This window comes from Thalassospira alkalitolerans (assembly GCF_002115745.1).
Lineage (GTDB): Bacteria > Pseudomonadota > Alphaproteobacteria > Rhodospirillales > Thalassospiraceae > Thalassospira > Thalassospira alkalitolerans.
On sequence record NZ_JFKB01000025.1, the window covers coordinates 1 to 25,687 of the forward strand.

The 25,687-nt window shown below is 52.8% G+C and carries 22 protein-coding genes; 15 read left to right on the plus strand and 7 right to left on the minus strand.

All coding sequences use genetic code 11. The features are described from left to right. Nucleotides 1-129: 129 nt before the first annotated feature. The 5 genes from TALK_RS20525 to TALK_RS20545 all read right to left on the minus strand — a co-directional run bounded on the left by TALK_RS20525 (nucleotide 130) and on the right by TALK_RS20545 (nucleotide 6,704). On the minus strand, nucleotides 130-1,770 hold the full coding sequence (locus TALK_RS20525) for an ABC transporter ATP-binding protein (protein WP_085621038.1): 1,641 nt from the start codon (nucleotides 1,768-1,770) through the stop codon (nucleotides 130-132). Continuing rightward, a complete protein-coding gene (locus TALK_RS20530; protein WP_085621039.1) occupies nucleotides 1,767-2,600 on the minus strand; it encodes an ABC transporter permease in 834 nt (277 codons plus the stop codon). Before TALK_RS20530 ends, TALK_RS20525 begins: the two co-directional genes overlap by 4 nt. Continuing rightward, nucleotides 2,597-3,571 (minus strand): ABC transporter permease, encoded by a 975-nt coding sequence (locus TALK_RS20535; protein WP_085621040.1) that lies wholly within the window; start codon nucleotides 3,569-3,571, stop codon nucleotides 2,597-2,599. The genes TALK_RS20530 and TALK_RS20535 overlap by 4 nt, the downstream gene beginning before the upstream one ends. Nucleotides 3,572-3,629: 58 nt before the next feature. Further along, nucleotides 3,630-5,234, minus strand: coding sequence for an ABC transporter substrate-binding protein (locus TALK_RS20540; RefSeq protein WP_085621041.1), 1,605 nt, complete (start codon nucleotides 5,232-5,234; stop codon nucleotides 3,630-3,632). Between the two features lie 66 nt (nucleotides 5,235-5,300). Further along, nucleotides 5,301-6,704 (minus strand): amidase, encoded by a 1,404-nt coding sequence (locus tag TALK_RS20545; RefSeq protein WP_085621042.1) that lies wholly within the window; start codon nucleotides 6,702-6,704, stop codon nucleotides 5,301-5,303. Between the two features lie 245 nt (nucleotides 6,705-6,949). On the opposite strand from TALK_RS20545, the gene TALK_RS20550 reads away from it, so the two are divergent. From TALK_RS20550 to TALK_RS20570, 5 genes are all read left to right on the plus strand, one after another. Then, on the plus strand, nucleotides 6,950-7,906 hold the full coding sequence (locus tag TALK_RS20550) for a LysR family transcriptional regulator (RefSeq protein ID WP_085621043.1): 957 nt from the start codon (nucleotides 6,950-6,952) through the stop codon (nucleotides 7,904-7,906). A gap of 288 nt (nucleotides 7,907-8,194) precedes the next feature. Beyond that, a complete protein-coding gene (locus tag TALK_RS20555) occupies nucleotides 8,195-8,494 on the plus strand; it encodes a BufA1 family periplasmic bufferin-type metallophore (protein WP_085621044.1) in 300 nt (99 codons plus the stop codon). An 89-nt stretch (nucleotides 8,495-8,583) separates the two neighbouring features. Beyond that, complete coding sequence (gene bufB / locus TALK_RS20560; RefSeq protein WP_245830062.1) at nucleotides 8,584-9,516, plus strand: MNIO family bufferin maturase; 933 nt, start codon at nucleotides 8,584-8,586, stop codon at nucleotides 9,514-9,516. After that, complete coding sequence (locus tag TALK_RS20565) at nucleotides 9,513-10,265, plus strand: HvfC/BufC N-terminal domain-containing protein (protein ID WP_085621045.1); 753 nt, start codon at nucleotides 9,513-9,515, stop codon at nucleotides 10,263-10,265. Before bufB ends, TALK_RS20565 begins: the two co-directional genes overlap by 4 nt. 1 nt (nucleotide 10,266) lies before the next feature. Then, entirely contained in the window at nucleotides 10,267-10,830 is a 564-nt protein-coding gene (locus tag TALK_RS20570) for a DoxX family protein (RefSeq protein ID WP_085621046.1), read from the plus strand. A 40-nt stretch (nucleotides 10,831-10,870) separates the two neighbouring features. Here TALK_RS20570 and TALK_RS20575 read toward each other — a convergent pair whose 3' ends face one another. Continuing rightward, on the minus strand, nucleotides 10,871-11,587 hold the full coding sequence (locus TALK_RS20575) for a GntR family transcriptional regulator (protein WP_085621047.1): 717 nt from the start codon (nucleotides 11,585-11,587) through the stop codon (nucleotides 10,871-10,873). A gap of 345 nt (nucleotides 11,588-11,932) precedes the next feature. Between TALK_RS20575 and TALK_RS20580 the strand changes: the two genes are divergently transcribed. The 6 genes from TALK_RS20580 (at nucleotide 11,933) to TALK_RS20605 (ending at nucleotide 19,419) form a co-directional block, all read left to right on the plus strand. After that, nucleotides 11,933-13,051, plus strand: a complete 1,119-nt coding sequence (locus tag TALK_RS20580) for a TRAP transporter substrate-binding protein (protein ID WP_085621048.1) — start codon at nucleotides 11,933-11,935, stop codon at nucleotides 13,049-13,051. Nucleotide 13,052: 1 nt separating this feature from the next. Then, complete coding sequence (locus tag TALK_RS20585; RefSeq protein WP_085621049.1) at nucleotides 13,053-13,604, plus strand: TRAP transporter small permease subunit; 552 nt, start codon at nucleotides 13,053-13,055, stop codon at nucleotides 13,602-13,604. A 6-nt stretch (nucleotides 13,605-13,610) separates the two neighbouring features. After that, complete coding sequence (locus TALK_RS20590) at nucleotides 13,611-14,936, plus strand: TRAP transporter large permease (RefSeq protein ID WP_085621050.1); 1,326 nt, start codon at nucleotides 13,611-13,613, stop codon at nucleotides 14,934-14,936. A 150-nt stretch (nucleotides 14,937-15,086) separates the two neighbouring features. Then, entirely contained in the window at nucleotides 15,087-16,670 is a 1,584-nt protein-coding gene (locus tag TALK_RS20595) for a gamma-glutamyltransferase family protein (RefSeq protein WP_085621051.1), read from the plus strand. 126 nt (nucleotides 16,671-16,796) lie between these two features. Next, complete coding sequence (locus TALK_RS20600; RefSeq protein ID WP_245830063.1) at nucleotides 16,797-17,372, plus strand: LemA family protein; 576 nt, start codon at nucleotides 16,797-16,799, stop codon at nucleotides 17,370-17,372. Between the two features lie 22 nt (nucleotides 17,373-17,394). Further along, nucleotides 17,395-19,419: a DUF2207 domain-containing protein gene (locus tag TALK_RS20605; protein ID WP_085621052.1), complete on the plus strand. Its 2,025-nt coding sequence runs from the start codon at nucleotides 17,395-17,397 to the stop codon at nucleotides 19,417-19,419. A gap of 44 nt (nucleotides 19,420-19,463) precedes the next feature. Here TALK_RS20605 and TALK_RS20610 read toward each other — a convergent pair whose 3' ends face one another. Continuing rightward, nucleotides 19,464-20,498: an aldose epimerase family protein gene (locus tag TALK_RS20610; protein ID WP_085621053.1), complete on the minus strand. Its 1,035-nt coding sequence runs from the start codon at nucleotides 20,496-20,498 to the stop codon at nucleotides 19,464-19,466. Nucleotides 20,499-20,671: 173 nt separating this feature from the next. Between TALK_RS20610 and TALK_RS20615 the strand changes: the two genes are divergently transcribed. The 4 genes from TALK_RS20615 (at nucleotide 20,672) to yjfF (ending at nucleotide 25,321) form a co-directional block, all read left to right on the plus strand. After that, nucleotides 20,672-21,622, plus strand: a complete 951-nt coding sequence (locus TALK_RS20615; RefSeq protein WP_085621054.1) for an ABC transporter substrate-binding protein — start codon at nucleotides 20,672-20,674, stop codon at nucleotides 21,620-21,622. A gap of 162 nt (nucleotides 21,623-21,784) precedes the next feature. Beyond that, nucleotides 21,785-23,290 carry a sugar ABC transporter ATP-binding protein gene (locus tag TALK_RS20620; RefSeq protein ID WP_085621055.1) on the plus strand — a complete coding sequence of 502 codons (1,506 nt, stop codon included), beginning with the start codon at nucleotides 21,785-21,787 and terminating at the stop codon, nucleotides 23,288-23,290. A 47-nt stretch (nucleotides 23,291-23,337) separates the two neighbouring features. After that, on the plus strand, nucleotides 23,338-24,354 hold the full coding sequence (locus TALK_RS20625) for an ABC transporter permease (protein ID WP_169715086.1): 1,017 nt from the start codon (nucleotides 23,338-23,340) through the stop codon (nucleotides 24,352-24,354). Continuing rightward, a complete protein-coding gene (gene yjfF, locus TALK_RS20630; protein ID WP_085621057.1) occupies nucleotides 24,344-25,321 on the plus strand; it encodes a galactofuranose ABC transporter, permease protein YjfF in 978 nt (325 codons plus the stop codon). Before TALK_RS20625 ends, yjfF begins: the two co-directional genes overlap by 11 nt. The last annotated feature ends 366 nt before the right edge of the window (nucleotides 25,322-25,687 follow it).

Here is a 25,687-nt window from a genome sequence, read left to right on the forward strand (position 1 = left end):
GCACGGGAGAGTAGGTCACCGCCGGGCCTTCCAAACACAGCATTCTTATTCCCTATTTATCGAACACATAAAACCCCTGACCTTTATTGGTCAGGGGTTTTGTTGTTGTGGTCTTTTTATCGAAATCCTTTACCGCGTTTTAAGCCATTCCTGACCGGGAAGTGAGCTTAAAAGCGTTTTGGTATAGGGATGTTGCGGCGTGTTCAGAACATCTGATGCCGCGCCATGTTCCACAATTTCACCTGATTTCATCACCGCGACGCGGTCACATATCTGGGCGGCAACGCACAGATCATGGGTGATGAAAACAACCGCGAGATTGAATTTATCGCGGATATCCAAAAGAAGTTCCAAGACCTGTTTTTGAACCGACACATCAAGGGCGGAGACCGGTTCATCGGCAAGCAGAAAATCAGGTTCAATCGCCAAAGCGCGCGCAATACCGATCCGCTGACGCTGGCCACCGGAAAATTCATGCGGGAAACGATTGGCGGCCTCTTTGCCAAGTCCGACAAGAGATAACAGGCGATTTGTCCGTTCTGTGGCTTCTGTCGATGAACATCCGCGTAATTTGGGGCCTTCGGCGATGATACGCCCGACCTTGTGACGCGGATTAAGCGTTGAATAAGGATCCTGAAAAATCATCTGAATGCGATGGCGCTCATTGCGCAGCCGTATCGGGTTCATTTTAAGGAAGTTCTCGCCTTCAAGGAGGACTTCACCACTATCAGGTTCGATCAGGCGGATGATCAGCCGCGCCAGTGTGGATTTTCCTGAGCCGGACTCCCCGACAATGCCAAGGATTTCGCCGCGCTGGACATTTAGGTCAATATTTTTGACGGCTTCGACCGTGCGTGTCGGCTTTCCCAATAATCCGCCGGAACTGACAAATGTCTTGTTCAAACCTTGAATGGCAAGGCCGTCATTTGTGGATTTTTTCAAGGGTCGCGTATGGGTTTTAAGGCCCGGAACGGCGGCAATCAGAGCTTGAGTATAGCTGTGTTTGGGGGATTCAAGGACTTCTTTTGCCGTGCCGGTTTCGACAACCAGCCCTTTTTCCATCACCACAACATGATCCGCAATTTCCGCAACAACCCCAAAATCATGGGTGATAAACATCACCGCTGTTCCGTGATCTTTGCGAAGTGTATTGATCAGCGACAGAATTTGCGCCTGTGTTGTGACGTCCAGTGCTGTGGTCGGTTCATCGGCAATCAGCAATCCCGGCGAAAGAATAAGCGCCATGGCGATCATGGCGCGCTGGCGTTGTCCACCGGAAAGCTGATGCGGATAGGCATCATAAACATCTGATGGATGAGGCATTTGAACTTCATCAAGGGCCTCGACAACTTTTTCACGCCGTTCCCGGGCATTCATGTTGCGATGGTTTTCAAGGACCTCGTCTATTTGGCGCCCGACCGTCAACAACGGGTTTAAGGCCGTCATTGGTTCCTGAAAGATCATGCCGATCCGGTCGCCACGAATTTCGCGCATTTCGGCTGGTGTGCAAGACAGTAGATCCGTGCCATCAAGTTCAATTTTGCCTGATTGTACCTGAACACGCGGGACGGGTAACAGACCAAGAATAGCGCGCGTCAGCATGGACTTGCCAGAGCCGGATTCCCCGACGACACATAAAATTTCACCGGGTTTGATCTGCATGTCGATGTTCTGTGCGGCATAGGGGCGATCGGCCCCTTGCGGCAATGAAATCGACAGGTTGCTTATCTGTAAAACGGGGTGTGTGGTCTGTGTGTTTTCTGTGCTCATTCGTCTTTCTCCCGCAGGCGAGGGTTGAGCACATCATTAAGGCCTTCGCCGACAAGATTGATGGCCATAACGGTTAACAAGATTGCAATGCCCGGAAAGGTGCAAACCCACCAGGCGGTTCTAAGGATGGAACGCCCGGAACCAATCAAAAAGCCCCAGCTCATGATATTGGGATCACCAAGCCCCAGAAACGACAGGCCAGATTCCAGCAAAATGGCCGTGGCAATCATCAGGGACGCCGAGACGATGATCGGCGACAGCGCATTTGGCAGGATTTGCTGCAAAATGATTTTCCAGCTTGGCATGCCCATCGTAATGGCCGCCTGAACAAATTCACGTTTGCGCAGGGATAAAAATTCGGCGCGAACAAGTCTGGCGACAGTTGGCCAGGACACGACAGCGATGGCGATGACGACAGATTTCAATGACGGCGACAGAATGGCGACAAGCAGAACCGCAAAGATAAACGATGGGATGGTTTGAAAAAGCTCTGTCAGCCGCATCAAAAGGTTATCAACCTTGCCACCGTGAAATCCGGCAAGCCCGCCGATAACCGTGCCGAGCAAGACGGCAACAGATGTTGCGACCAGCCCGATCAACAAGGATGTTCTTGCACCATGGGCAATTCCCGATGCAACACTGCGGCCAAGGCTGTCAGTCCCTAAAAGAAACTCGGTTGAGGGCGGTTCCATCGGTTTGCCGAGCAGTTTGAATGGATCGGCGGGAAACAGGACATTTGCCAGAAGTGCCAGAAGAATGAGTGCAAGCAGGATTGTCAGCCCAAAAACAGCCGACTTGTTCCTGGAATATTGTTGCCAGAAATTTTTCATTGCAGATCAATCCTCGGATCGAGAAACGTATAAAGGAGATCAACACAAAGATTCATGATGACGACAAGGCACGCACAGGTGAAAAAGATCCCCAAAAGAAGATTGAGGTCGCGCGAAAACAGCGCGTCATAAGCCAGCATGCCAAGCCCCGGCCAGCCAAAAACAGATTCAACAAGAACCGATCCGCCTAACATGCTGCCAGTTTGCACACCGGCCAGCGTGATGACAGGCAGCAGTGCATTGCGCAGAATATGGCGGAATGTCACAACCCGCTCGGGAAGGCCTTTGGCCTGTGCGGTCATGACATAATCCATCCCCCGTTGTTCGAGCATGGAGGCGCGCATCAAGCGCGTATAGGCGGCCAGATAAAACAGCGATAGCGTGGTAACCGGCAAAATCATATGCCATGCGATATCGACAACCCGGTCCCAGCCTTCATAAAAGGCACCAATGGTTTCCATGCCGCTGGTCGGCAGCCAATGCAGGTGGATTGAAAAAACCACAATGAACATCAACGCGATCCAGAAAAGCGGGGTGGCATATGACACCAGCGCAAATATCGAAATCAGATTGTCGCGCCATGTGTTTAACCCGACGGCGGCAAAAAGCCCCAACAAGCAGCCAAATGTCGCAGACAGAACCAAGGTCGATACCATCAGAAGAAGTGTCGGGACCAAGCGCGTCAGGATCAGGTCAAGAACCGGTGCGTCCTGACGAAATGAATAACCAAGGTCAAGTTGTGCCATATTGACCATGTAATGGCCCAGTTGCGTGTACCAAGGTTGGTCAAGGCCAAAGCTTTCACGCAGTTGGGCAAGGTATTCCGGGGTGGCGGAACCGGCTTCGCCGGCCATGACGTCAACGGCATCGCCGTCCGCCAATTGCAGCAACAAAAAGTTAAGGACGACAATCGCGATCAGCACCGGGATCGCTTGCAACAATCGCCGCAAAAGATAATTTAATCGATTCATGATGTTCCTGATCCTGGTCGAAGATGGAGGCCCCGGTTAAGGGGCCCCCGGGTCTTTTTCACTGTTCAATCCAGGCGCGGTCAAAGCTGCTGTAGGCGCCAAGCGGGCTTACAATCGTGTCTTTGACTTTGTCGAGATAAACGGTGGTAAATTCCATTTCTACCAATGGGATAACAGGAAGATCTTCGGCAAGAATCTGCTGAATCTTGGTGTAGATGTCCGAACGTGTCATGGGATTGATTTCCTGGGCACCTTTGTGCATCAGGTCGTCAACTTCCGGGTTGGAATAGCGGCTTGAGTTAACAAAAACCGTTCCCTGTTTGATCTGTTCGGACAGGTATTGGCGATGCATGCCAAGTACGGGATCGGCCAATTGATAGAAAAAGTTCGAATTGACCTGAAAATCATAGTCGGTGAAGACACGTTTGAGCCAGGTCGGAACATCTTCGTAGCGCAGGGTGACGGCAATGCCGATATCGCCCAAGGTCTGTTTGATGTATTCACCCAGTCGCTGCCAATCTTCGCCATAGGCAATGATGTCATGCACGATTTCAAAGCGCACACCATCTTCCCCGCGCGGGAAACCGGCTTCGTCAAGAAGGGCATTGGCTTTTTCAATGCGGTCTGCAACGGCATAGTCGCGGACTTCGTCGGAATAAAGCCAGACAGAGGCAAAGTTGGAACTGATGGAGCCGGTGGCAGGCTTGCCATAGCCATAAAAGATATTGTCGATGATGAACTGGCGATCGATTGCGTAAGAGATCGCCTGACGGACTTTGACATTATCAATCGGTGCGCTTTTGGTGTTCATTTCCAAAAGCATCATCGGGTTGATCATGCTATAGCCTTCGGTCGTGACCGTTATGCCATTGATTGCGTTAAGACGTTTCGCATCGACATTTGGCACGGCGTTAAACGCGGCAAACTGAACTTCCTGATTTTCCAGTGCGGCGGCACGGGTTGCAGCATCGGGGATGAAACGGGCCACGATCCTGTCAAGATAGGGAAGCCCCTTTTTCCAGTAGTTTTCGTTCTTGTCCAAACGGACATACTGGCCTTTTTTCCATTCAACGAATTTGAACGGACCGGTGCCAATCGGCGCGTTTGCTGTCGGGTTCTGACGTGCGTCTGTTCCCTCGAACAAAGGCTTGGAGACAATGGGGGACTCATAACCGCTAAAGGCGCGGATCATATACGGGGCCGGGTTGGCCAGTTTGAAAACAGCCGTATAGGGATCGGGCGTTTCAACCGCGGTCAGTTCCTTAAAGCTGCTTGAGGCGCGCGGATGTACTTTTTTCAGAACATCCATAAACGTGTATTGGACATCTGCGCTGGTGAAGTCAGAACCATCGTGGAATTTCACACCTTTTTGCAGATGGAAAGTGATGGTCTTGCCGTCGTCGCTGATATCCCATGTTTCCGCGAGGCCGGGGATCGGTTTCAAATCGAAATCATATTCGAGAAGACCGTCATAGATTTTGGTTGTTACCTGTCCAATCGGCCCGGATGTCGAAAGATATGATGCAAGGGTCGGCGGTTCAGGTTGAACCACCATAATCAGCGTTCCCCCGGATTCCGGTGTTTGCGCCGCAGCAGCGCCAATCCAGCCAAAAAGGCCGAAGGCGAAAGTGGCCGCCAGTCCAAGACATTTACGTCTTATCATTGTGAAGCTCCTTATTCCCTGATTGGTTGTCCGTTTATTTTTTTGGTGCGTTTCCCCACAGTTTCTTTATGGCGCGACTGAAAAGTCTCCGTCATGTGCCTGTTCAAATGCATAAGCCGCCTGCAAAACGGCAAGATCGGCATATTTGGGGCCAACAATCTGTAACCCGACAGGCAGACCTTGATCGGTCAATCCGCAGGGGACTGAACAGGCCGGCTGTTGCGTCAGATTGAAGGGATAGTTAAATCCGGCCCAATCGGTCCAGCGTGTGTCACTTGACTGTGCCGGAAATTCCAGCCCTGCATCAAAGGCCGGAATGGGGGTGGTTGGTGTCAGCAGATAATCATAGTTTTCATGAAACGCGATCATCTTTGCGCCCATCTCTGCGCGAAGCTGACCAGCTTCGATATATTGATGCAGGCTGATCTGCTGACCTTGGGTCGCAATTTCGACAAGCCCTGGGTCCAGCTGTGCTTTTTGGCTATCGCTTAGGTGTCTGATCCGATATCCCGCACCGGCAAACCAGTGATCATGGAATATCGACTGACAGGGATCGACGGGCGAGGCGACCTCGGTAACGTCGGCACCCAATGCTTCGAATACCTTGATCGCATTTAGAAAGGCATCTGCGATCTGCGGATCGACCTTGATGTGGCCAAGGTCGAGGCTATAGCCAAATTTTTTGCCTTTAAGGCTTGTTGCCAAATGGTCTTCATACCGAATGCCATCGGGCTTTAAGGCGTGCCAGTCCCGGTTATCGGGGCTACTGATAATGCTCAGCATGGCGGCGGTGTCATAGACCGTGCGCGCCATCGGCCCCACATGGGCAACGGTTCCAAATGGGCTGATCGGATAGGCCGGAACACGGCCAAAACTTGGCTTATGCCCAACAATGCCACAAAAACTTGCCGGAATGCGGATCGATCCCCCGCCATCTGTGCCGACATGAAGAACGCCAAGATCGGCGGCGGCGGCGGCCGCGGCCCCACCGCTACTGCCGCCCGGGGTTTTGGTCGTATCCCAAGGGTTGCGGGTAATGCCAAATTTTTTGGAATCCGTCACAGCCTTCCACCCCAGTTCCGGTGTGGTGGTCAGTCCAACAATCACGGCACCGGCTTCTTTAAGTCGGGCGACAATCGGTGAGTCATCTTTGGCCGGGCTATCTTGTCCTAAAACGGCACTGCCAAATGTGGTTGGCCAGTCTTTTGACAGGACGATGTCCTTGACGGTGCAGGGAACGCCATCAATCGGAGAAAGAGGTTTTCCGGTTTTCCAGCGCGCTTCTGACGCGCGAGCAGACGACATCGCATCTTCAATGCATAAATGGGAAAAGGCATTTATCGCCGGGTTGCGCTGTTCGATGCGATCAAAGACCGCCGCGCATGTTTCGACCGGCGATGTTTCGCCCGCGTTAAACTGTTGCGTTAACTGTCGCAGGTCGGTTTTTTGCGGAGCATTTTTTTGTTGCATAGACCGTCAACTCCTTGAAGGGATGACCGATGTTTGCAAAAAAAGTTTGCTCTGAATAATTCATTAATAGATTGTATATCATCGGAAAAGCCGATCAATCGGTGATTGCCCGTTGGTAGCTGCTACGCAGCGTTGCGACAAAATTGTTCAAAAGACAGGTCGCCGCAGTGTTTTGAAGCATGACACCCGACGACGGTAAAAGTTCGATATCAGGAGGAAATAAAACATAACATCAGGGAAAACCGATGAACTTCACGCTGAAACAGCTTACATACGTTCAAGCCGCAGCTGATCATCGCTCTATCGCCTCTGCGGCGCAAAAACTTCGTATTTCTGCTTCGTCTATCGGGGCGGCTATTGATGGGTTCGAACAACGCTTTGAAATCCAGATCTTTGTAAGGCAGCCCAGCAAAGGGCTGATGTTGACCCCGCCCGGCAAGGTTTTGATCGAGAAGATCAACCATCTTTTGCTGGAAGCCAAAACTTTTGATGCGCAACTTTCCGGTCATGATGAAAGCCTCGTCGGGGAACTTGTAGTTGGCTGTTTCGCGCCAATTACCCCCCATATTCTGCCCTTGATTGTTCGGGCAATGAAAAGCCGGTTTCCCGGCCTTATCATTCGGATACTTGAAGGCGACCTCAGAGAGGTCAATGGCTTTCTGGCAAGTGGTGCCGCCGAAATCACCCTTGGTTACGATCTTGGCTTGCCCGAAGGAATATCGTTTACAAAACTTGGCGAAGTCCGGCCGCATGCGATTTTCAGCACGTCCGATCCGTTGGCAAACCGAAAAAGCGTATCGATCACGGAATTGGTTGGCCCGCCAATGATCCTGCTTGATTTGCCGGAATCCCGAACATATTTCGATCTTCTTTTTTCCTATGTTCGCAAAACACCGAATATTGCGTTTCGAACCGGAACATATGAAACAGTCCGCAGTCTGGTTGCGGCGGGTATGGGGTTTTCGATCCTTAATCTGCGTCCGGCAATTGATCAGACCTATACGGGCAATGAAGTGGTCTGTGTTCCGCTTGAAGAAGACCTTCCTGCACCGTCAATTGGTTTTGGCTTTCGAATACGGGATTATATCTCGCCTGCGGCACGTGAATTTGCCGAAGAATGCAAACGTGTTTTTGCGACCGAAAGAGTGGCAAGCATGTTTGTTCCGCAATATCGGGGCGATCGGATTCTTCAAAGTGTTTAGGGGGAAATACTTTGTGTTTTCAGCCCTTAACCAAGGGTGTCGATATGGATTTTCGCTTTTAAACCGTTGTGTGTTGGTGCCTTGGGCAGGATTCAGGGCCCTGTTGGGGGTGCGGTATTGCAAAACGCGTTGTTATATGGCTCACAAAATTGTGAGGCTGGGATATCTGTTATGTCACAGGGACTTGATAACCCGTGTGCAAAAGGTGCAATGACCTGCATCCCTTGGGTTGTTACTTGATAGGTATCGCTATTACAGGCGATCAGGTTTCACGCAAAGGATGACATCATGAAAAATGCACTTGTATTGGGCGCTGCACTGACCGCCGCTATTTCACTTGCCGCGGTTAATTCTGCGCAGGCACAGGGTGCCAAGGAAAAATGCTTTGGTGTTTCACTGGCCGGTCAAAACGATTGTGCCGCCGGTCCGGGGACAACTTGTGCCGGAACATCGAAAGTCGATTATCAGGGCAATGCCTGGAAACTTGTCCCGGCAGGAAGCTGCGAAGATATGAGCTTTACCACAGCCGATGGCCGCGATGTCACGGGTAGCCTTGAAAGGCTTGATCGCGATATCCCGAAATCCTGAAGCGCTTAAAGCCCCGGTTTAAACCAACATGCCGACCGGAAATGGCCGGTCGGCGGTTTTACCCGAAGGATTACGGATAAGGATCGCGGATGATGTTTGAAACCACACAGGCAAACAGATTGCCAAATCAATTACCCAATCGGGCCGGTGTCGGCTTTAAGGGCGAGCATGCCCATGATGTGATCGGCAAGCCCGGACAAGTTGGTTGGTTTGAAATTCATCCGGAAAATTACATGGTCGCAGGCGGGCCGCGCTTGGCGATGCTTAAAGCCCTGCGGGCCGATCATCCGCTTTCCATGCACGGGGTCGGACTGTCGCTGGGCGGCGGAGAACGGTTGGATGTTAATCATCTGGCCGATCTTAAGCGTCTGGTGGATATGTTCGATCCCGCCATGGTTTCCGAACATATTGCATGGTCAGCCCATGACGGGCTTTATCTTGCCGATTTGCTGCCAATCCCGATGACCCAAATCGCCCTTGATCAATTGGTTGATGCCATTGATCAGGTTCAAAACGCGATTGGTCGTAAAATCCTGATTGAAAATCCGACGTCATATCTGGCGCTTCCAGTCAATTCGATCCCGGAAATCGACTTTATCACGGATGCGGCAAGGCGATCAGGCTGTGGGCTCTTGATCGATGTAAACAATATTTACATTTCTGGCCATAATCTTGGCTTTGACGCCAATGAATACGTTGATGCCATATCGGCTGATTTGGTCGGTGAAATCCATTTGGCCGGGCACGAAGCCGATGCAGATCCAACCGATAATGTCCTGATCGATACCCATTCATGCCCGGTTTCCGATCCGGTATGGGATTTGTTTGATCGGTTGATCGGGCGAATTGGTGTGCGGCCGACCCTGATTGAATGGGATAATGATGTGCCCGATTGGCCGAGTTTACATGCCGAGGCCGCATTGGCGGATCATCATTTGGCACGCGCGGAAAATGCTGTGTCAGGGGATGTTGGGTCTGGGAATACGGCGGCGGAAACACCGCGTGCCAAGGTCGCATCATGAACCGGGCAGGGGCATTTTATGATGATTTTAGCAATGCATTGATGGCCTCGGATGACGCAGAGGCCCCGACCGGCATCGACCCGGCGATGACCGGGCGGTTTGCGATTTATCGCAACAATGTTCATCGCGGGCTTGGCGATGCGCTATCTGCGGCCTATCCGGTGGTGTGCAAACTGGTGGGCACGGATTTCTTTGATGGCATGGCGCGCGAATTTTTTCGAACTGAGCATAAGCGTGCCGGGTCATTGGCTTTATATGGCGCGAGTTTTGCCGATTTTATCGAAGTCTTCCCTGCGGCATCGTCGTTACCCTATTTGGCTGATATGGCCCGGTTGGAACGCGCCCGGTTGGAAGTCCTGCATGAAGCCGATGCCAACACAATCGCAACGGAAACCTTGACCACCCGTCAGGATGATCTGGCATCGCTTGCCTTTGTGATCCATCCGGCTTGTCGCCTGATATGCTCGGCATTTCCGATCCAGTCGATCTGGTTGCGTCAACAGGATGACGGCGAAAAAGACCCGATCCGTCACATTGGTGAAAATGTTCTGATCACCCGGCCGCAAATGACGGTGAAGCATGTCAATCTTGATCTGGCCGGGGTGCTGTTCATGCGATCCCTGATGGATGGTGCAATGGTGGGCGATGCCTACGCCGCTGCCATCGATATTGATCCGAAATTCGATGTTACCGCCAATTTTGCCAAATTGATTACGGCCGGGGTCTTTGCCGGTCTGAGGGAAGACTGAAATGCAAACGGAAACGGAAACCGGCCGTAGCAGCCTGATTGAAACAATAACCGGCCTGCATGACCGGGTGTTTGGCTGTCTGATGGTAAAAACAAATGGCTGGTTTATCGGTTTTGCGGCGCGTTTGTGGTTCGCGGCGATCCTGTTGCCGTATTATTTTAACAGCGCGCTGACCAAGGTGGCAGGCGACAGCTTTCCGTCGGCGGGGGCCTTTGCCCAGATATTGCCCTCGATCGCCGAACAATATGTTTATGACACCGCCGCGATTCCGTTCTTCCCCTGGCATCTGATTGTGATTGCCGGAACGATTGCCGAATTTGTCCTGCCGGTTCTGATTGTTGCCGGGCTGTTTACCCGGCTAAGTGCGCTTGCGATGATCGGCTTTGTCGGGGTTCAAACGATTGTTGATATTGTCTTTCACGGGGCGGTGACGGGCGAACTGTTTGACGGATTGCCCGATCAGTTGATCGATCAGCGCATGTTATGGGCGTTTATCCTGATGATTTTGGTGGTCAAGGGCGGCGGCAGGATATCGATTGATTATATCCTGTCTCGTCGTTCGTAATCGCGATTGGCAGGGAGGTTAATGGTGCAGCCAAGGCAGGCTATTTTCCCGCCAGCGCGGCCAAGCGTTGATTGCTGTCACGCAAGGTTGCCAGATATTCCTGACTAACGTCATGAACCGACATGATATGGGCATACAGCAATTCTTCGGCGGCCTTGTGATCGCCGCGTAGGATGGCGTCAACAATGCCCTGATGTTCTTCATGTGATGATGCCAGGCGCGGCAGGCTGTTAAATTGTACGCGCCGGAACGGGGCAACGCGCCGACGGACCGATTGGGTGACTTCCACCAGCACATCATTATGAGTGCCGCCATAAATCGCATTATGAAATTCGCGGTTCTGGCTTTCATAGGCCGCATTATCGCCAATGCGCATCGAGTGGGCCAATTCGTGATGCAAGTCTTCAAGCGCGTGCCGTTCGCCGCTTGTCATGCGTTTGGCAGCAAGCCGTCCGCACATGGCTTCAAGTTCGGCCATGCTTTCAAACATTTCGGTTAACCGTTCCGGCGTTGCCAGCGAAACATAAACACCGCGATTGGGGATTTTTTCGGCCAGTTCGGTTGCGGTTAGCAATTGCAATGCTTCGCGGACCGGGGTGCGCGATACGCCAAACCGTTTTGCAAGCTGGGTTTCTTCAAGCCGCGCACCGGGAACAAGCAGGCCGGTGACAATATCGTCTTCAAGCGTCTGACAGAGTTTCTGGGCAATGCCGACCGGCTCTGGCGGGTGCTGCGGTGCTTGTTGCAGGTGGATCATCTGACGTTTCGGCCCTTTGGCAATGTTTTTCTATGATGTTCTGAGCATCCTATACATCCGATGTATACATGATAATGGGCGTGAAATCCAAGGACAACTGCGACGTGTGGGATTTTCGCTCCGGGCCTGACATCTGAATGTTTAATTAATATGCACGTATGGTGTGCAATTAATATATTTGATTAAATAATAATCAGTAAAATATCTCTAAAAGGTTGGTGTTATCAGTTAAGTTATTGAAAAATAAAGAATGGCACGTCAGTTGCACGGTGTATACACAATGCGGACGGAAATCCGTTGAGATTACCTTTCCTCGTATTGTGCTATCTCTAAAGGGAGACACCGATGACCAACCTTAAACGGCGTGACTTTTTGAAAAAGTCCACCATTGGCACCGCAGCGGCGGGGGCCGCTGTTTTTGCCACGCCTCATATCGCGCGTGCCCAGGAAACCTATAACTGGAAAATGACCAATGCCTATGGCCCGGGATCACCGTTTTATGTGACCGGTCCCGGCAGTCCCGAGGATTTCTGTAAGCGCGTGACCGAAATGTCGAGCGGGCGTTTGAACATCCAGCATTTTGCCGCTGGTGAACTGATCCCGGCCCTTGAAGGTTTTGATGCGGTTCAGGCCGGTACGGTCGAAATGAATGCTGCCAATGCCTATTTCTGGGCCGGCAAGATTTTTGCCGCACAGTATTTTACCACCGTTCCGTTTGGCCTGAATTTTCAGGGTGTAAACGCATGGCTGTATCATGGTGGCGGGCTTGAACTTTGGCACGAGCTGTATCAGCCCTATGGCCTGATTGCGTTCCCGATGGGCAATACCGGCGTTCAGATGACCGGTTGGTTCCGCGAGCCGATCAACAGCCTTGATGATTTCAACGGCCTGAAAATGCGTATTCCGGGTCTGGCAGGCAAGGTCTATCAGCAGATCGGGGTCGAGGTTAAGTTGCTTCCGGGTGGCGAGATTTTCCCCGCCCTTGAACGTGGTGTGATCGATGCGGCTGAATTCGTCGGTCCGTATCAGGATCGTCGTTTGGGTCTTCAGAAAGCTGCCAAATATTACTACACCACCGGCTGGCACGAACCATCCAATGTGACCGAACTTTTGATCAATCAGAAAGCATGGGAAAGCCTTCCGGCGGATCTTCAGGCGATTGTCAAAAATGCTGCACAGGCGTGTAATCTTGACAGCCATTCATGGTGCGAAGCCAATAATGCCGAGGCCCTTCGTGATCTTGTTGAAAACGATGGCGTGATCGCACAAACCCTGCCAGACGATATCGTCAACAAGCTTAAAACCATCACCAAGGATACGCTGGAGGCAGAGGCCGCCAAGGATCCGCGGACCAAAAAGGTTCATGATGCGTTTATGGCCTTCCGCGATACCCATCGTGAATGGGCCGCAATCAGTGAAAAGCCCTATCACGGCATCATTTCATCCAAAGACGGGATGGGCTGATATGAATTCGACCCGCACAGAACCGTTTTTGGATCGCATATTGGGCCGCATCGTCGATGTCGCCGGATGGGGGGCCGCGCTAAGCGGTCTTGCCCTTGTTCTGGTGGTCGGCGGTAATGTGCTTTTGCGCTACGTGTTTAATACCGGCAGCGTCGCCATGCAGGAATTGGAATGGCATTTGGTATCGCCAATTGCCCTTTTGGGGATGGCCTATGGCCTGCGCCATGGCGGTCATGTGCGGGTCGATTTTCTTTATGACCGGCTAAGTCGCCGTACACGGGCCGGAATTGATCTGTTTTCGGCCCTGTTGATGGTTGTTCTTGGCGCGGCGGTTATCTGGTTTTCAATCCCCTATGTCGGGCAATCAATCATGATGGCCGAAGGATCACCTGATCCCGGGGGATTGCCGTATCGCTTTTTGCTTAAGGCATTCATTCCCATCGGGTTTGGATTGCTGTTTGTTCAGGCCATCGCACAGGCCTTGATCAACTATCGCGATGTTATTGGCATGGTTGATCCTGCCGGTTATGCCACCGAAATGCCTGGGGAATAATCAAAAATGACTGGAAATGAATGGCTGGCCATTGGCATGGTCGGGGGCTTTTTTGCCTTTCTTGTACTTGGCGTGCCGGTGGCGATTTCGCTGGCGATTTCGGGTTTTGCCTTTGGTATTCTGGGCTTTGGTACAGGGCTTTTTAATCTGTTGCCCGCGCGTATCTATGGCGTGGTGACGAACTATACGCTTTTGGCCTTGCCGCTTTTCATCTTCATGGGGGTGATGCTTGAAAAGTCAAAACTGGCCGAGGAGCTGATCGATGTCATCGGCCATGCCATGGGCCGTTTGCGCGGCGGTATGGGGCTTGCGATTGTCATTGTCGGGGTTCTGATGGGCGCCTCATCGGGCGTTGTCGGGGCCACCGTGGTCACGGTTGGTCTGCTATCGCTTCAGCCGCTGATCAATCGAGGATATGACAAGGGGGTGGCGTGTGGCGTGATTTGCGCATCGGGCACTTTGGGCCAAATCATTCCGCCCAGTCTTGTTCTGATCCTGCTTGCCGATATTCTGGGTGAATCCGTCGGCACATTATTTGCCGCCGCCATGGTGCCGGGCTTGATTTTGGCCGGGATGCTGGGACTTTATCTGGTGCTGTTGGGGATTTTCAAACCCGAAATGGTGCCCGCCATCCCGCAGGAAGAACGCGATGCCATGGGCAGACGCGAACTTTTGATAAAAATCGTCAAGGTGGTTGTGCCGCCACTGGCCCTTGTCTTTGCGGTTCTGGGATCCATCGTTGGCGGGATTGCCGCCCCGACCGAGGCCGCATCCATGGGCGCGCTTGGCGCGTTGATCCTTGCTCTGATCGCCGGGCGTTTGAATTTCCGCGTGATGCGCGAAGTCCTTCATAGCACGCTGATCACCAGTGCGATGGTGTTCTTTATCCTGATCTGTGCGCAGCCCTTTGGCCTTGCATTCCGCGGTTTGGGTGGCGAGGGGTTGGTTCATGCCATGTTTGAATGGGTGCCGGGTGGCGACATGGGCAATTTGCTGTTCATGATGGCGGTAATCTTTGTTCTGGGCTTCTTCCTGGAATGGATCGAGATTTCCTATATCGCGCTTCCGATGTTCTTGCCGGTATTTCAAAACAGCGGCATCGACATGGCCTGGCTTGCCATCCTTGTGGCGATGAACCTGCAAACCAGCTTCCTGACACCGCCGTTTGGCTGGGCGTTGTTCTTCCTGAAAGGGGTTGCGCCCAAAAGCGTCACCACAATGGATATCTATCGCGGGGTGATCCCGTTTATCGGTATTCAGGCGCTGGCGCTGATCCTGTTGTTTGTCTTCCCGGGGCTGACAAGTTGGCTGCCCAATTTGATCGGGTGGTAGGTTTCTGATCCACGATGTGAAATTCGTCTGATGCGCACAACGTTTTGGCGTTAGGATTTATCGAAATACATCGAAATACATCGAAATAAACGGACATGCCGGTTTCATCCGGCATGTCCCGATTTTTTAGCACGCCGGAGGTCCCTTGAAATGCTGAGAACCCGAACAAGCCTTGGCGGCATGGTTACCGCCCCGCATCATTTGGCCGCACAGGCCGGGCGCGATGTTTTGCGCGAAGGCGGCAACGCGGTCGAAGCGATGATTGCCGCGGCGGCAACCATCGCGGTTGTCTATCCGCATATGAATGCGATTGGCGGTGATGGGTTCTGGTTGATTGCCGAACCGGGCAAGGACCCGGTGGCAATTCGGGCCTGCGGCGGGGCGGCGGGGCTGGCAACGCCGGAATTTTACCGCGATCTTGGTCATGATAAAATCCCGGCCCGTGGTCCCCTGGCGGCATTGACCGTTGGTGGGGTGATTGGGGGCTGGATAGATGCTGCAAAAATCGCACAAAAACTTGGTGGCAAGCTGCCAATGTCGCGCCTTGTCGCCGATGCGGTCCATCATGCGCGCATCGGTGTTCCGATTACGAAATCGCAACACGAATTAACCCGCGATAAAATGCCCGAACTGAAAGACGTGCCGGGCTATGTCGCGACCTATGCCGCAAACGGCATCCCCAAAATCGGGGATGTTTTAAAACAGCCCGCCCTTGGCGCGACGCTGGAACGGCTTGGTGATGTTGGGCTGGATGATTTTTATCGCGGCGATATCGCACGCACCAATGCCAAGGGGCTTGAGGCCGTCGGAAGCCCGCTGCGCCTGTCTGATTTTGAAAACTATCATGCCAAAACCATGACCCCGCTTTCGGTTAAACTTTCATCGGGCACTGTCTTTAACATGGTGCCACCAACCCAGGGCACCGCATCGCTGATGATCCTTGGCCTGTTTGACCGGTTGGGGGTAAAAACCGGCGAGGGATTTGATCATATCCATGGCGTGATCGAGGCCACCAAGCGCGCCTTTATCAAACGCGATGCCCATATCGGCGACCCCGACCGGATGGATATCGATCCGATGTTGCTTTTGACCGATGCGATGCTGGCAGGCGAGGCCGCCAAAATCGATATGCAATCAGCTTTGCCTTGGCCCCATGTTGCCAAGCCGGGCGATACGATCTGGATGGGGACAGCCGATAAAAACGGTACGGTGGTTAGCTATATCCAAAGCATTTTCTGGGAATTCGGATCGGGCATTGTTGTGCCGGAAACTGGCGTGCTGTGGCAAAATCGCGGGGCGAGCTTTACGCTGCATGATGGCCCCAATCAACTCGGCCCCAACCGCCTGCCATTCCATACGCTTAACCCCGCCATGGCGCGGCTTAACAATGGCAATGTCCTGACCTATGGCACCATGGGGGGTGAGGGACAACCGCAAACCCAGGCCGCCGTCTTTACCCGCCATGTGATGTTCGGACAGGATTTGCAGGCCGCCATCACCGCGCCGCGCTGGTTGCTGGGTAAAACCTGGGGCGATGAAACCACGACGCTGAAACTTGAAAACCGCTTTGCCCCGGCCTTGATCGCAAGCCTTGAAAAAGCCGGTCACGCGGTCGAAGTCGTCGGCGATTTCGAAGACATGATGGGCCATGCGGGCGGCATTTTGATGCATGCCAATGGCATGATGGAGGGGGCAACCGATCCGCGCGCCGATGGGGTGGTTGCTGCGCTTTGACGGTGCGACGGGGCCGAGCCGGTTTGCAAACTTTTACGTGCAATCGATTGCTTTTGTGAAACTTTCCGCTACGCTTTAAGTCCTTGATCGCGTTGATATGCGCTTTGCAAAATAAGGACGGATGGTGTGAGCGGAATTTCCCTTGTCGCTGCCGGTGTGGCGGTCGTTCTGGTTCTGGTGCTTTTTGCGGTTGTTAAGATTTACAACCGTCTGGTCGCCCTGCGTCAAAGTACCCGCGAAGGATGGAGCGGCATCGACGTGCAACTTAAACGTCGTGCAAATCTGATCCCCAATATCGTTGAAACGGTCAAGGGATACGCATCGCACGAAAAGAATTTGTTCGAAGAAGTCACCCGGCTGCGTGCCGAAACCGGCATGATTGCATCCGATGATGCCGCCGGGCGTCAGGTGGTCGAAGGGCAGCTTTCAAATGCGTTGATGCGTATCTTTGCCGTGGCCGAAAATTATCCTGAATTGCGCGCCGACAAGACATTCATCGAATTGCAAAGCACCCTTGCCGAACTTGAAGATCAAATTCAAATGGTGCGACGTTATTACAACGGAACTGTGCGCGATCTGAATATCTCGGTGGAAACATTCCCCAATAATATCATTGCCAATATGTTCGGTTTCGCGACCGAAGAATATTACGAAGTTGAACAGGTCATCGACAAAGCCGTTCCCGACGTGAAGTTCAATTGATAGCGCGAAAAGGGCGGTGGTGATGGCGATGTTACACCGGTTGGCCTGTTTCCTGATGGGGCTGATTGTCATTCTGGTGCTTGGCAATCACGGTGCTGTCGCGCAATCAAATTCTGAACGGAATGAACGCATAATATCCTTTGCGGCATATATTACCGTTCTTGAAAATGGCGATATCCGCGTGATCGAAAAGATCAAGGTCAATGCCACCGGTGACAAGATCAAGCGGGGCATTTATCGCGATATTCCCGTCATATCCCTTTCGCAATTCGGGCTTTATGACGTATCGGGTTTTGATATCGAATATCTGTTGCGCGATGACAAGGGCGAACCCTTTTTTACCAAAACATTCGGCCCCGGAATTCGCATTTATATCGGTGATCCCGATCATTTTATTACCAAGGGCGTTCATGCCTATGAAATTGCCTATGTGATGTCGGGGCAACTTGGCCATGGCAACGGCCTTGATGAGTTGTATTGGAATGTTACCGGCAATGGTTGGGATTTGGGCATTGACGAGGCAACGGTTCACATCGAAGTCCCAACGGGCGCAACCATCGGACAGTTTTCGGCCTATACCGGGGCCGAGGGCCAAACCGAAAGCGATTATAAGGTTTTGGAAAATAGCGGCGGGGAACTTTGGCTTGCGACAACGGGCCGACTATCGCCGCGCGAAGGATTGACCATTGCAGTGTCCTGGCCCGAAGGATTTGTTCAGCATCCGGGGCTGACCGAACAATTGTTTAAATTGGCGACGGATAACCGGGGGCTGCTGGCCGGGGTTTTCGGGGTGATGATCCTGCTGGTTTATTTTGGGGCGGCATGGCATCAGGTCGGGCGTGATCCCCGGGCTGAAACCGTTATTCCCCGGTTTGAACCGCCCAAAGGCATGTCACCCGCCATGGTTGGTTTTTTGTGGGGGCAGGGCAATGGCGGTGAAAGCTTTGTCACCAATGCCTTTGCCGTCATTCTGACAAGCCTTGCGACCAAACGGATTGTCACCATTCGTGTGACACCATTTAAAGAATACCAAATAGGCAAGGTGCAGGGCGACCGATCCGACCTGCCCGAAGAAGAAATCGATATGTATAATACGCTTTTGGGCAGTTCAAAGGCACCGGAAATAACGATTGGCGATGGCTATCTTCCCCAAGTTAGAACCGCCCGCGATGGCATTGCGCGCCATTTCAACACCGATTTGCAAAACACCTATATCATCCGCAATGGCCGGGAATGGAAAACCGGCTGTGTGATCGGCCTTATGGCGATTATTGCGATACTGGTTCTGGACCCATCTGTTGGTATGGTTGATCTTGAATCCGCCTTGGTTGCTGGATTTTGCGGTGTGTTTGCATTCGGGGCCGGGATGATCTTGTTCAATATCTTTCGGCGGCTTTTGGCCAATTTTGGGGTTCGGCGCGGCGGTAAACTCCCCGATGCGGTCAAGCTGGTTATTGTCAGCACAGTTGTTGCCGCCCCCGTTTTGGGTGTGATGGGGGGGCTGGTGAATACGGTTTCACCATTGGCCATTTTCACAATCATTCTGATCATTATCATTTGCGGCACATTTTCGATTTGGCTCGAAGCCCCGACCAAAGCATTCCAGCAATTGCTTGGCCATATCGCGGGCTATCGTCGCTATCTGACGGTGGCCGAAGAAGACCGTTTGAATTTTGCCGGTGAAGAAAGTGAAATAACCGCTGCTTTGTTTGAAAAACATCTGCCCTATGCCATGGCACTGGGCGTCGAAGACGTCTGGACCGACAAGTTCGAAGCCAGCCTGCGAAAACAGGCTGCAAACGTTGGCCCGGATGGTGATGCTGATCTTGATGGTGTAAGCCGCTATAACCCGACTTGGTATCGCGACACACGGGGCGATTGGCGCGGATTACGCAGTTTCTCAGCACAAAGCGTTGGACGGTTTAGCTCGGCGGCTGTTTCGTTTGGTGCGCCGGCCCCGGCCCCGGCAAAATCAATTGGATTTTCATCCTCTGGCGGGGGATTTTCCGGTGGTGGTCGCGGCGGCGGTGGTGGCGGTGGCTGGTAATGCACCATATGACAAAGGCCCCGCAATTGCGGGGCCTTGTGCGATTAACTAAATTCCCACTCGATCACATGCCGGTATGTTTCACCGGGATTAAGCCAGGCACTTGGAAAGTCCGGGCGATTTGGGGCGTCGGTGAAGGCCTGCGGTTCAAGCGCGATGCCAACGAATTTATCAAGGGCGGTGCCGTCTTTGGCGGTCATCGCATTGGTGAAATGCTGTGCCAGATAAAGCTGCAAACCGGGTTCGGTTGAAAACAGTTTAAAGCCCCGGCCGCTGTCGGGATCGGTCAGGGTGGCAATCTGGCGCAAGTCGCCGCGTTGCCCGTTCAGGCAATAACTGTGATCAAACCCCTGATCGGCATGGGCCATGTTTTGTGCGATCTCGGACGGGTTCCTGAAATCATATCCAGTGCCGGTAACGTTTTGGCGCCCGGGCAAGGGGATCAGGCTGTCGTCAAGGCGAAGATAGGCATCCGCATCAATTTGCAAGATGTGATTGGTTGCCGGTTTATCAAGGCGCCCCGACAGGTTCCAATAGGCATGATTGGTCATATTGACCGGGCAGGTTTGATCGCAGGTCGCCGTCATTTCAAGTCGCAGGCGGTTATCGGCGATGATGCTATAGGTCGCGGTGGCATCGAAATTTCCCGGATATCCCTGGTCGCCATCGGCACTGTGCAGGTCAAACCGAATGGCGGTTTTGCTGGTGTTCTGCACCTGCCAGTTGTGATCGTTAAATCCAATTTTGCCGCCATGCAGATGGGTTTTGCCTTCATTCGCACTTAGCACGAATTCGGTCCCATCCGGGCTGGTATAGCGCGCATTGGCAATGCGTGATGCAAAACGACCGCAAATCGCCCCGATATAACTGTCCTGTGCTGCATAGGCCGCGTCATCGGCAAGGCTGACGGTGATGTTGGTTTCTGTCCCGTCATCATTACGCAGCCACAGCTCGTGAAGGCGTGCGCCATAGGGCGATAGGACAAGGCGCATTTTCGCCGTTTCAAGTTGCAACATATTGTCTTTTTCCTGTTTGGTTCCGGCCGGAACCGTGGCGACGATGGCGGGTTTGTTAATCATGGCGCAATGCTTCTGAAATCCCTGCTTCTTGTTGTTTTTGCTGCTTTTTTGGCTGTTGTCAACCGCGCTTTATACGCGAAAGACATGACCTTGATTTAGTCCGTTGAGTTATTTCAAATCATATTGTATTACTATATGGCTTTTGCAATAAAGCAGATTTTAGGGAGGAAATAATGAAAAGTCTTAAGCAGTTTGCCGTCTCAGCCGCGGCCCTTGGTGTTGCGCTTGGTCTGTCATTTGCCGCACAGGCAGAAATGATGATCGGCTTCTCGCAGATTGGTTCTGAAAGTGGCTGGCGCACCTCGGAAACCGCATCGATCAAGGCCGAAGCCGAAAAACGCGGCATTGATTTGAAATTTTCCGATGCGCAGCAAAAACAGGAAAACCAGATCAAGGCCGTTCGGTCGTTTATCGCCCAAGGCGTTGATGGCATTCTTTTGGCCCCGGTGGTTGAAACCGGCTGGGATCAGGTTCTCAAAGAAGCCAAGGATGCCGGTATTCCGGTTGTTCTGGTTGATCGGGGCGTTGCCGCCGATGACAGTCTTTATCTGACCAAAGTGGCATCGGATTTCGTGGTTGAAGGTGCACTTGCCGCCGCATGGCTTGCGGCAGAAACCAATGCAGTTTGTGACGTTGTTGAATTGCAGGGGACTGTTGGTTCATCGGCGGCCAATGATCGCAAGGCCGGTTTTGAATCGGTTGTTGGCAATTTCCCGGCAATCAACATCATCCGGTCGCAATCAGGTGACTTTACCCGTTCAGGCGGCAAGGAAGTGATGGAAAGCTTCTTGAAAGCTGAAGATGGCGGTAAAAACATCTGTGCGGTTTATGCCCATAATGATGACATGGCCCTTGGTGCGGTTCAGGCGATCAAGGAAGCTGGTCTGAAACCGGGTACAGATATCCTGATCGTATCGATTGATGCGGTTCCCGATATCTTTAAAGCGATGGCCGATGGCGATACCAATGCGACCATCGAATTGAACCCGCATTTGGGCGGGCCGTCGTTTGATGCGATTGCGGCGGCCAAAGAAGGCAAAGATGTGCCGAAATGGATCAAAGCCAATGGTCCGCTTTTCCTGCCTGATACGGCTGCCGAAGAATACAAAATGCGCAGCAAGTAAGGCCGTCTTGTTCTTTTGTCCGGGCAACACGGGCAGGGGATAAAGACAAATGTGTAAGGCCCGAACGCACCCTTGTCATCGCACAAGCGGTGCGTTCGGGTACCTCTGGCCCGGAAAATCCGGGGACCGGATAAAAAAACATAGAGGGAGAGGCGCCTATCCATGTCTGAACAGACGCAATCCGTGCTTTCGATCCGTGGGGCGGCCAAATTTTTCCCCGGCGTCAAAGCGTTGCAGGATGTCGATTTCGATTTGCAATCGGGTGAAATTCACGCGCTTTTGGGGGAAAACGGCGCGGGGAAATCGACCCTGATCAAGGTGATTACCGGGGTTCATCCGCGTGATGCCGGTTCGGTCACGCTTTCGGGCCGCGAAATCCATCCAAAACATCCAGGCGATGCGCAGGCGCTTGGTATTTCCACGGTTTATCAGGAAGTTAATCTGGTGCCGACGCTGTCGGTTGCCGAAAACCTGATGTTGGAACGCCAAACCTTGAAATTCGGGTTTATCGCGTGGAAAAAAACCGAAAGTGATGCCAAGGCCGCGCTTGATACGCTTGGCCTTGATATTGATGTTAATCGGCCGCTGGGATCGTATTCGGTCGCGATCCAGCAATTGATTGCGATTGCACGCGCGGTGGCGCTTGATGCGCGGGTTTTGATCCTTGATGAACCAACCGCAAGCCTTGACGGCGAGGAAATCAAAACCCTGTTTCGCATCATGGGTGAATTGCGCGCCAAGGGGCTTGGCATTATTTTTGTCACTCATTTTCTGGATCAGGTTTACGCAATTACCGACCGCATCACGGTTTTGCGCAATGGCCGCTTGGTCGGCACCTTTGTCACCCGTGATTTGCCACAGATCGATTTGATCAATCATATGCTGGGCCGTGAATTGGCCGAGGTCAGTTCGCACCGTCATCTTGATGAAAGCGGTTTTACCGGCAAGGGCCGCCAGATCCAGATTAAGAACCTTGGCAAAAAGCGCGTGCTTGAGCCGGTATCACTTGATCTTTCGGGCGGTGAAATCGTTGGTTTGGCCGGGCTTTTGGGATCGGGGCGGACGGAATTGTCCGAATTGATTTTTGGCGCGACAAAGGCTGATAGCGGCTTGGTTTTCCTTGACGGGGAACCGGTGATGTTACGATCCCCGCGTCATGCAATCCGGGCCGGTTTCGGGTTGTGTCCCGAAGACCGCAAACAGGATGGCATTGTTGCCGAGCTTAGCGTGCGTGAAAACATCATGCTGGCCCTTCAGGGGCGGCGCGGATGGTTGCGCCCGATTGCGCGTGCCGAACAACAAAAAACCGCCGACGAGATGATCAAGGCGCTGGGGATTGCGACACCCGATAGTGAAAAACCGGTCGGGCAGTTAAGTGGTGGCAATCAGCAAAAAGTCATTCTGGCGCGCTGGCTGGTGTCCAAGCCGATCTTCCTGATTTTGGATGAACCGACACGCGGCATTGATGTTGGCGCGCACGCCGATATCATCAAGCTGATCAAAGAGCTGTGTGACGAGGGGCTGGCATTGCTGGTCGCGTCAAGCGAGCTTGATGAAATCGTCGCCTTTGCCGACCGTGTGGCGGTGATGCGGGATCGTGAAAAGGTTTCCGAACTTACGGGTGCTGATATCACCCAGGATAAAATCATCGCGGCGATTGCCCAATGACCAGCTTGCAAAACAAAAACAAATTACGCGAAAGCAGCACCATGTCCATGTCTGCATCTTCTTTGATTAGCCGGCAATGGTTTGGCCCGGTCGCGGCACTTGTGCTGATTATCATCGGCATCGGAATCATATCACCGGACTTTTTCAATATTCGTATTGTTGACGGGCATCTGTATGGATCGCTGGTTGATGTGGTGCATCGCGGGGCGTCAACCGCCCTTGTTGCGGTGGGGATGGCGGTTGTTATCGGCACACGCGGGATTGATCTTTCGGTCGGGTCGGTGATTGCGATTTCCGGGGCCACCATGGCGGTTCTGATCCGCGATACCGATCTGCATCCGGCGATTATCATTCTGGCCGCCCTTGGGGCCGGGGTTTTGTGCGGGCTGTGGAACGGGCTTTTGGTGGCCTATCTTGATATCCAGCCGATCATTGCTACCCTGATTTTGATGGTGGCCGGGCGGGGCATCGCACAGATGATCACCGGTGGCCAAATCGTGACCTTCCACGGTGCGTTTTTCGAAGGCATCGGCAGTGGCTATATCCTTGGCATTCCCTGGCGGGTGATCATTGCGGCGGCGGTTATTGGCATTCTCTATGCCGTGATGCGCAAAACGGCCCTTGGTTTGTTTGTTGAATCGGTTGGCGGCAATGCCCGCGCCAGCCGGTTGGCGGGCATTGATGCCCGCGGGATCAAGCTTTTGGCCTATGCGATTTCGGGGCTGTGTTCGGCCTTTGCCGGGATCATTATTGCGGCTGATATTCGCGGCGCGGATGCCAATAATGCCGGGCTGTGGCTTGAACTGGATGCGATTTTGGCGGTTGTCATCGGCGGGGCATCACTGATGGGCGGGCGGTTCTTCCTTGGCATGACTGTGATCGGGGTTTTGATCATTCAAGCACTTAGCACGGGGATTTTGCTGTCGGGGTTGCCGTCGCAATACACGTTGATCGTCAAGGCCGGGGTGGTGATGGTGGTTTTGCTGGTGCAGGCACCGAAATCACGTGAGTTGATTGGCACGGCGTGGGGTAAGTTGATGCGGGGAAAATCCAATGAAAATTAATGAACGCTATTACCCGCTTTTGGCGACGCTGGCGGTTTTGGTGCTGCTGTATGGTTACGGCATTGTCGAACACCGGGCGTTTTCAGATACTTATGTTCTGGGCGCACTTCTGACCGATAATGCGTTTTTGATCATTACTGCCGTTGGCATGACCTTTGTCATTCTGTCGGGCGGGATTGATCTTTCAGTCGGCTCGATGATTGCCTTTGTTGGTGTTCTGATGGCCGAACTTGTGACCGGATTTGGCCTGCATCCGTTGATTGCTGTGGTGATTTCGATGGCGGTGGGCACGGCATTTGGCGCGTTTATGGGGCTGATCATCGCCAAATTCGATATTCAGCCGTTTATCATCACGCTGGCCGGGATGTTTTTCCTGCGCGGGATGTGCTTCCTGATTAATCTTGATTCCGTGCCGATTGATCATCCATTCGTGTCGGATTTCGGCGGGTTTAAAATTCCACTGCCCGGTCGTGGCTGGATCAGTGCGGCGGCTCTTTTGATGTTGATCACCGTGATTGCCGGGGTTGTGATTGCGCATTACACCCGGTTCGGGCGCAATGTTTATGCCATTGGCGGCGACCGGCAATCGGCGGAATTACTCGGTATTCCGGTGCATGGCACAATCATTCGGGTTTACACTTTATCGGGGTTTTTCAGTGCTTTGGCCGGTGTTGTTTTTGCGTTTTACACCGCATCGGCTTATCCACTGGCAGCGGTCGGGGTGGAGCTTGACGCGATTGCCGCCGTGGTGATTGGCGGAACGCTTTTGACCGGGGGGATGGGCTTTGTTGTCGGCACGTTCTTTGGCGGGATTATCATGGGGGTGATCCAGACCCTGATTGCGTTTGACGGGTCGCTTAATAGCTGGTGGACCAAGATCATGATCGGCGCACTTTTGTTTGGTTTTATCGTGCTGCAACGCCTGATCACCCGGTCATTTTCGGGGATGCGCGCCGGGGCAACATGACGGGATTATCGCGCAGAAAGTAGCCGTTTTTAGCGGTTTTTGTGAATGGGGCAGCAGCTTGAATCGTTACGCCTTTTCTTGATTTGGTCTTGCTTTGGTCTTGTTGTGTGCGGGACTGCGAGTGTGCGGTTTGGTCACTTGGGCCTGCGGGTTTTGAGGCCGGATTGAGCCTGTTTGGCGGGGTGTTTCGGGGGTGAAATTTGCGTGTTTTTGGGTGAGTTTCCGGGCCTGATTTAGTCTGTCAGGAAGCTGATTTTCTGTCCCGGAAACAGGTCGGAAAGTCGATCTTGCGGGGGTGTTTTTGAGGGGTAATCGGGGGTGTGGTTATTAACTTAAAATACGCAATGGTAAGAATTATTCATTTTT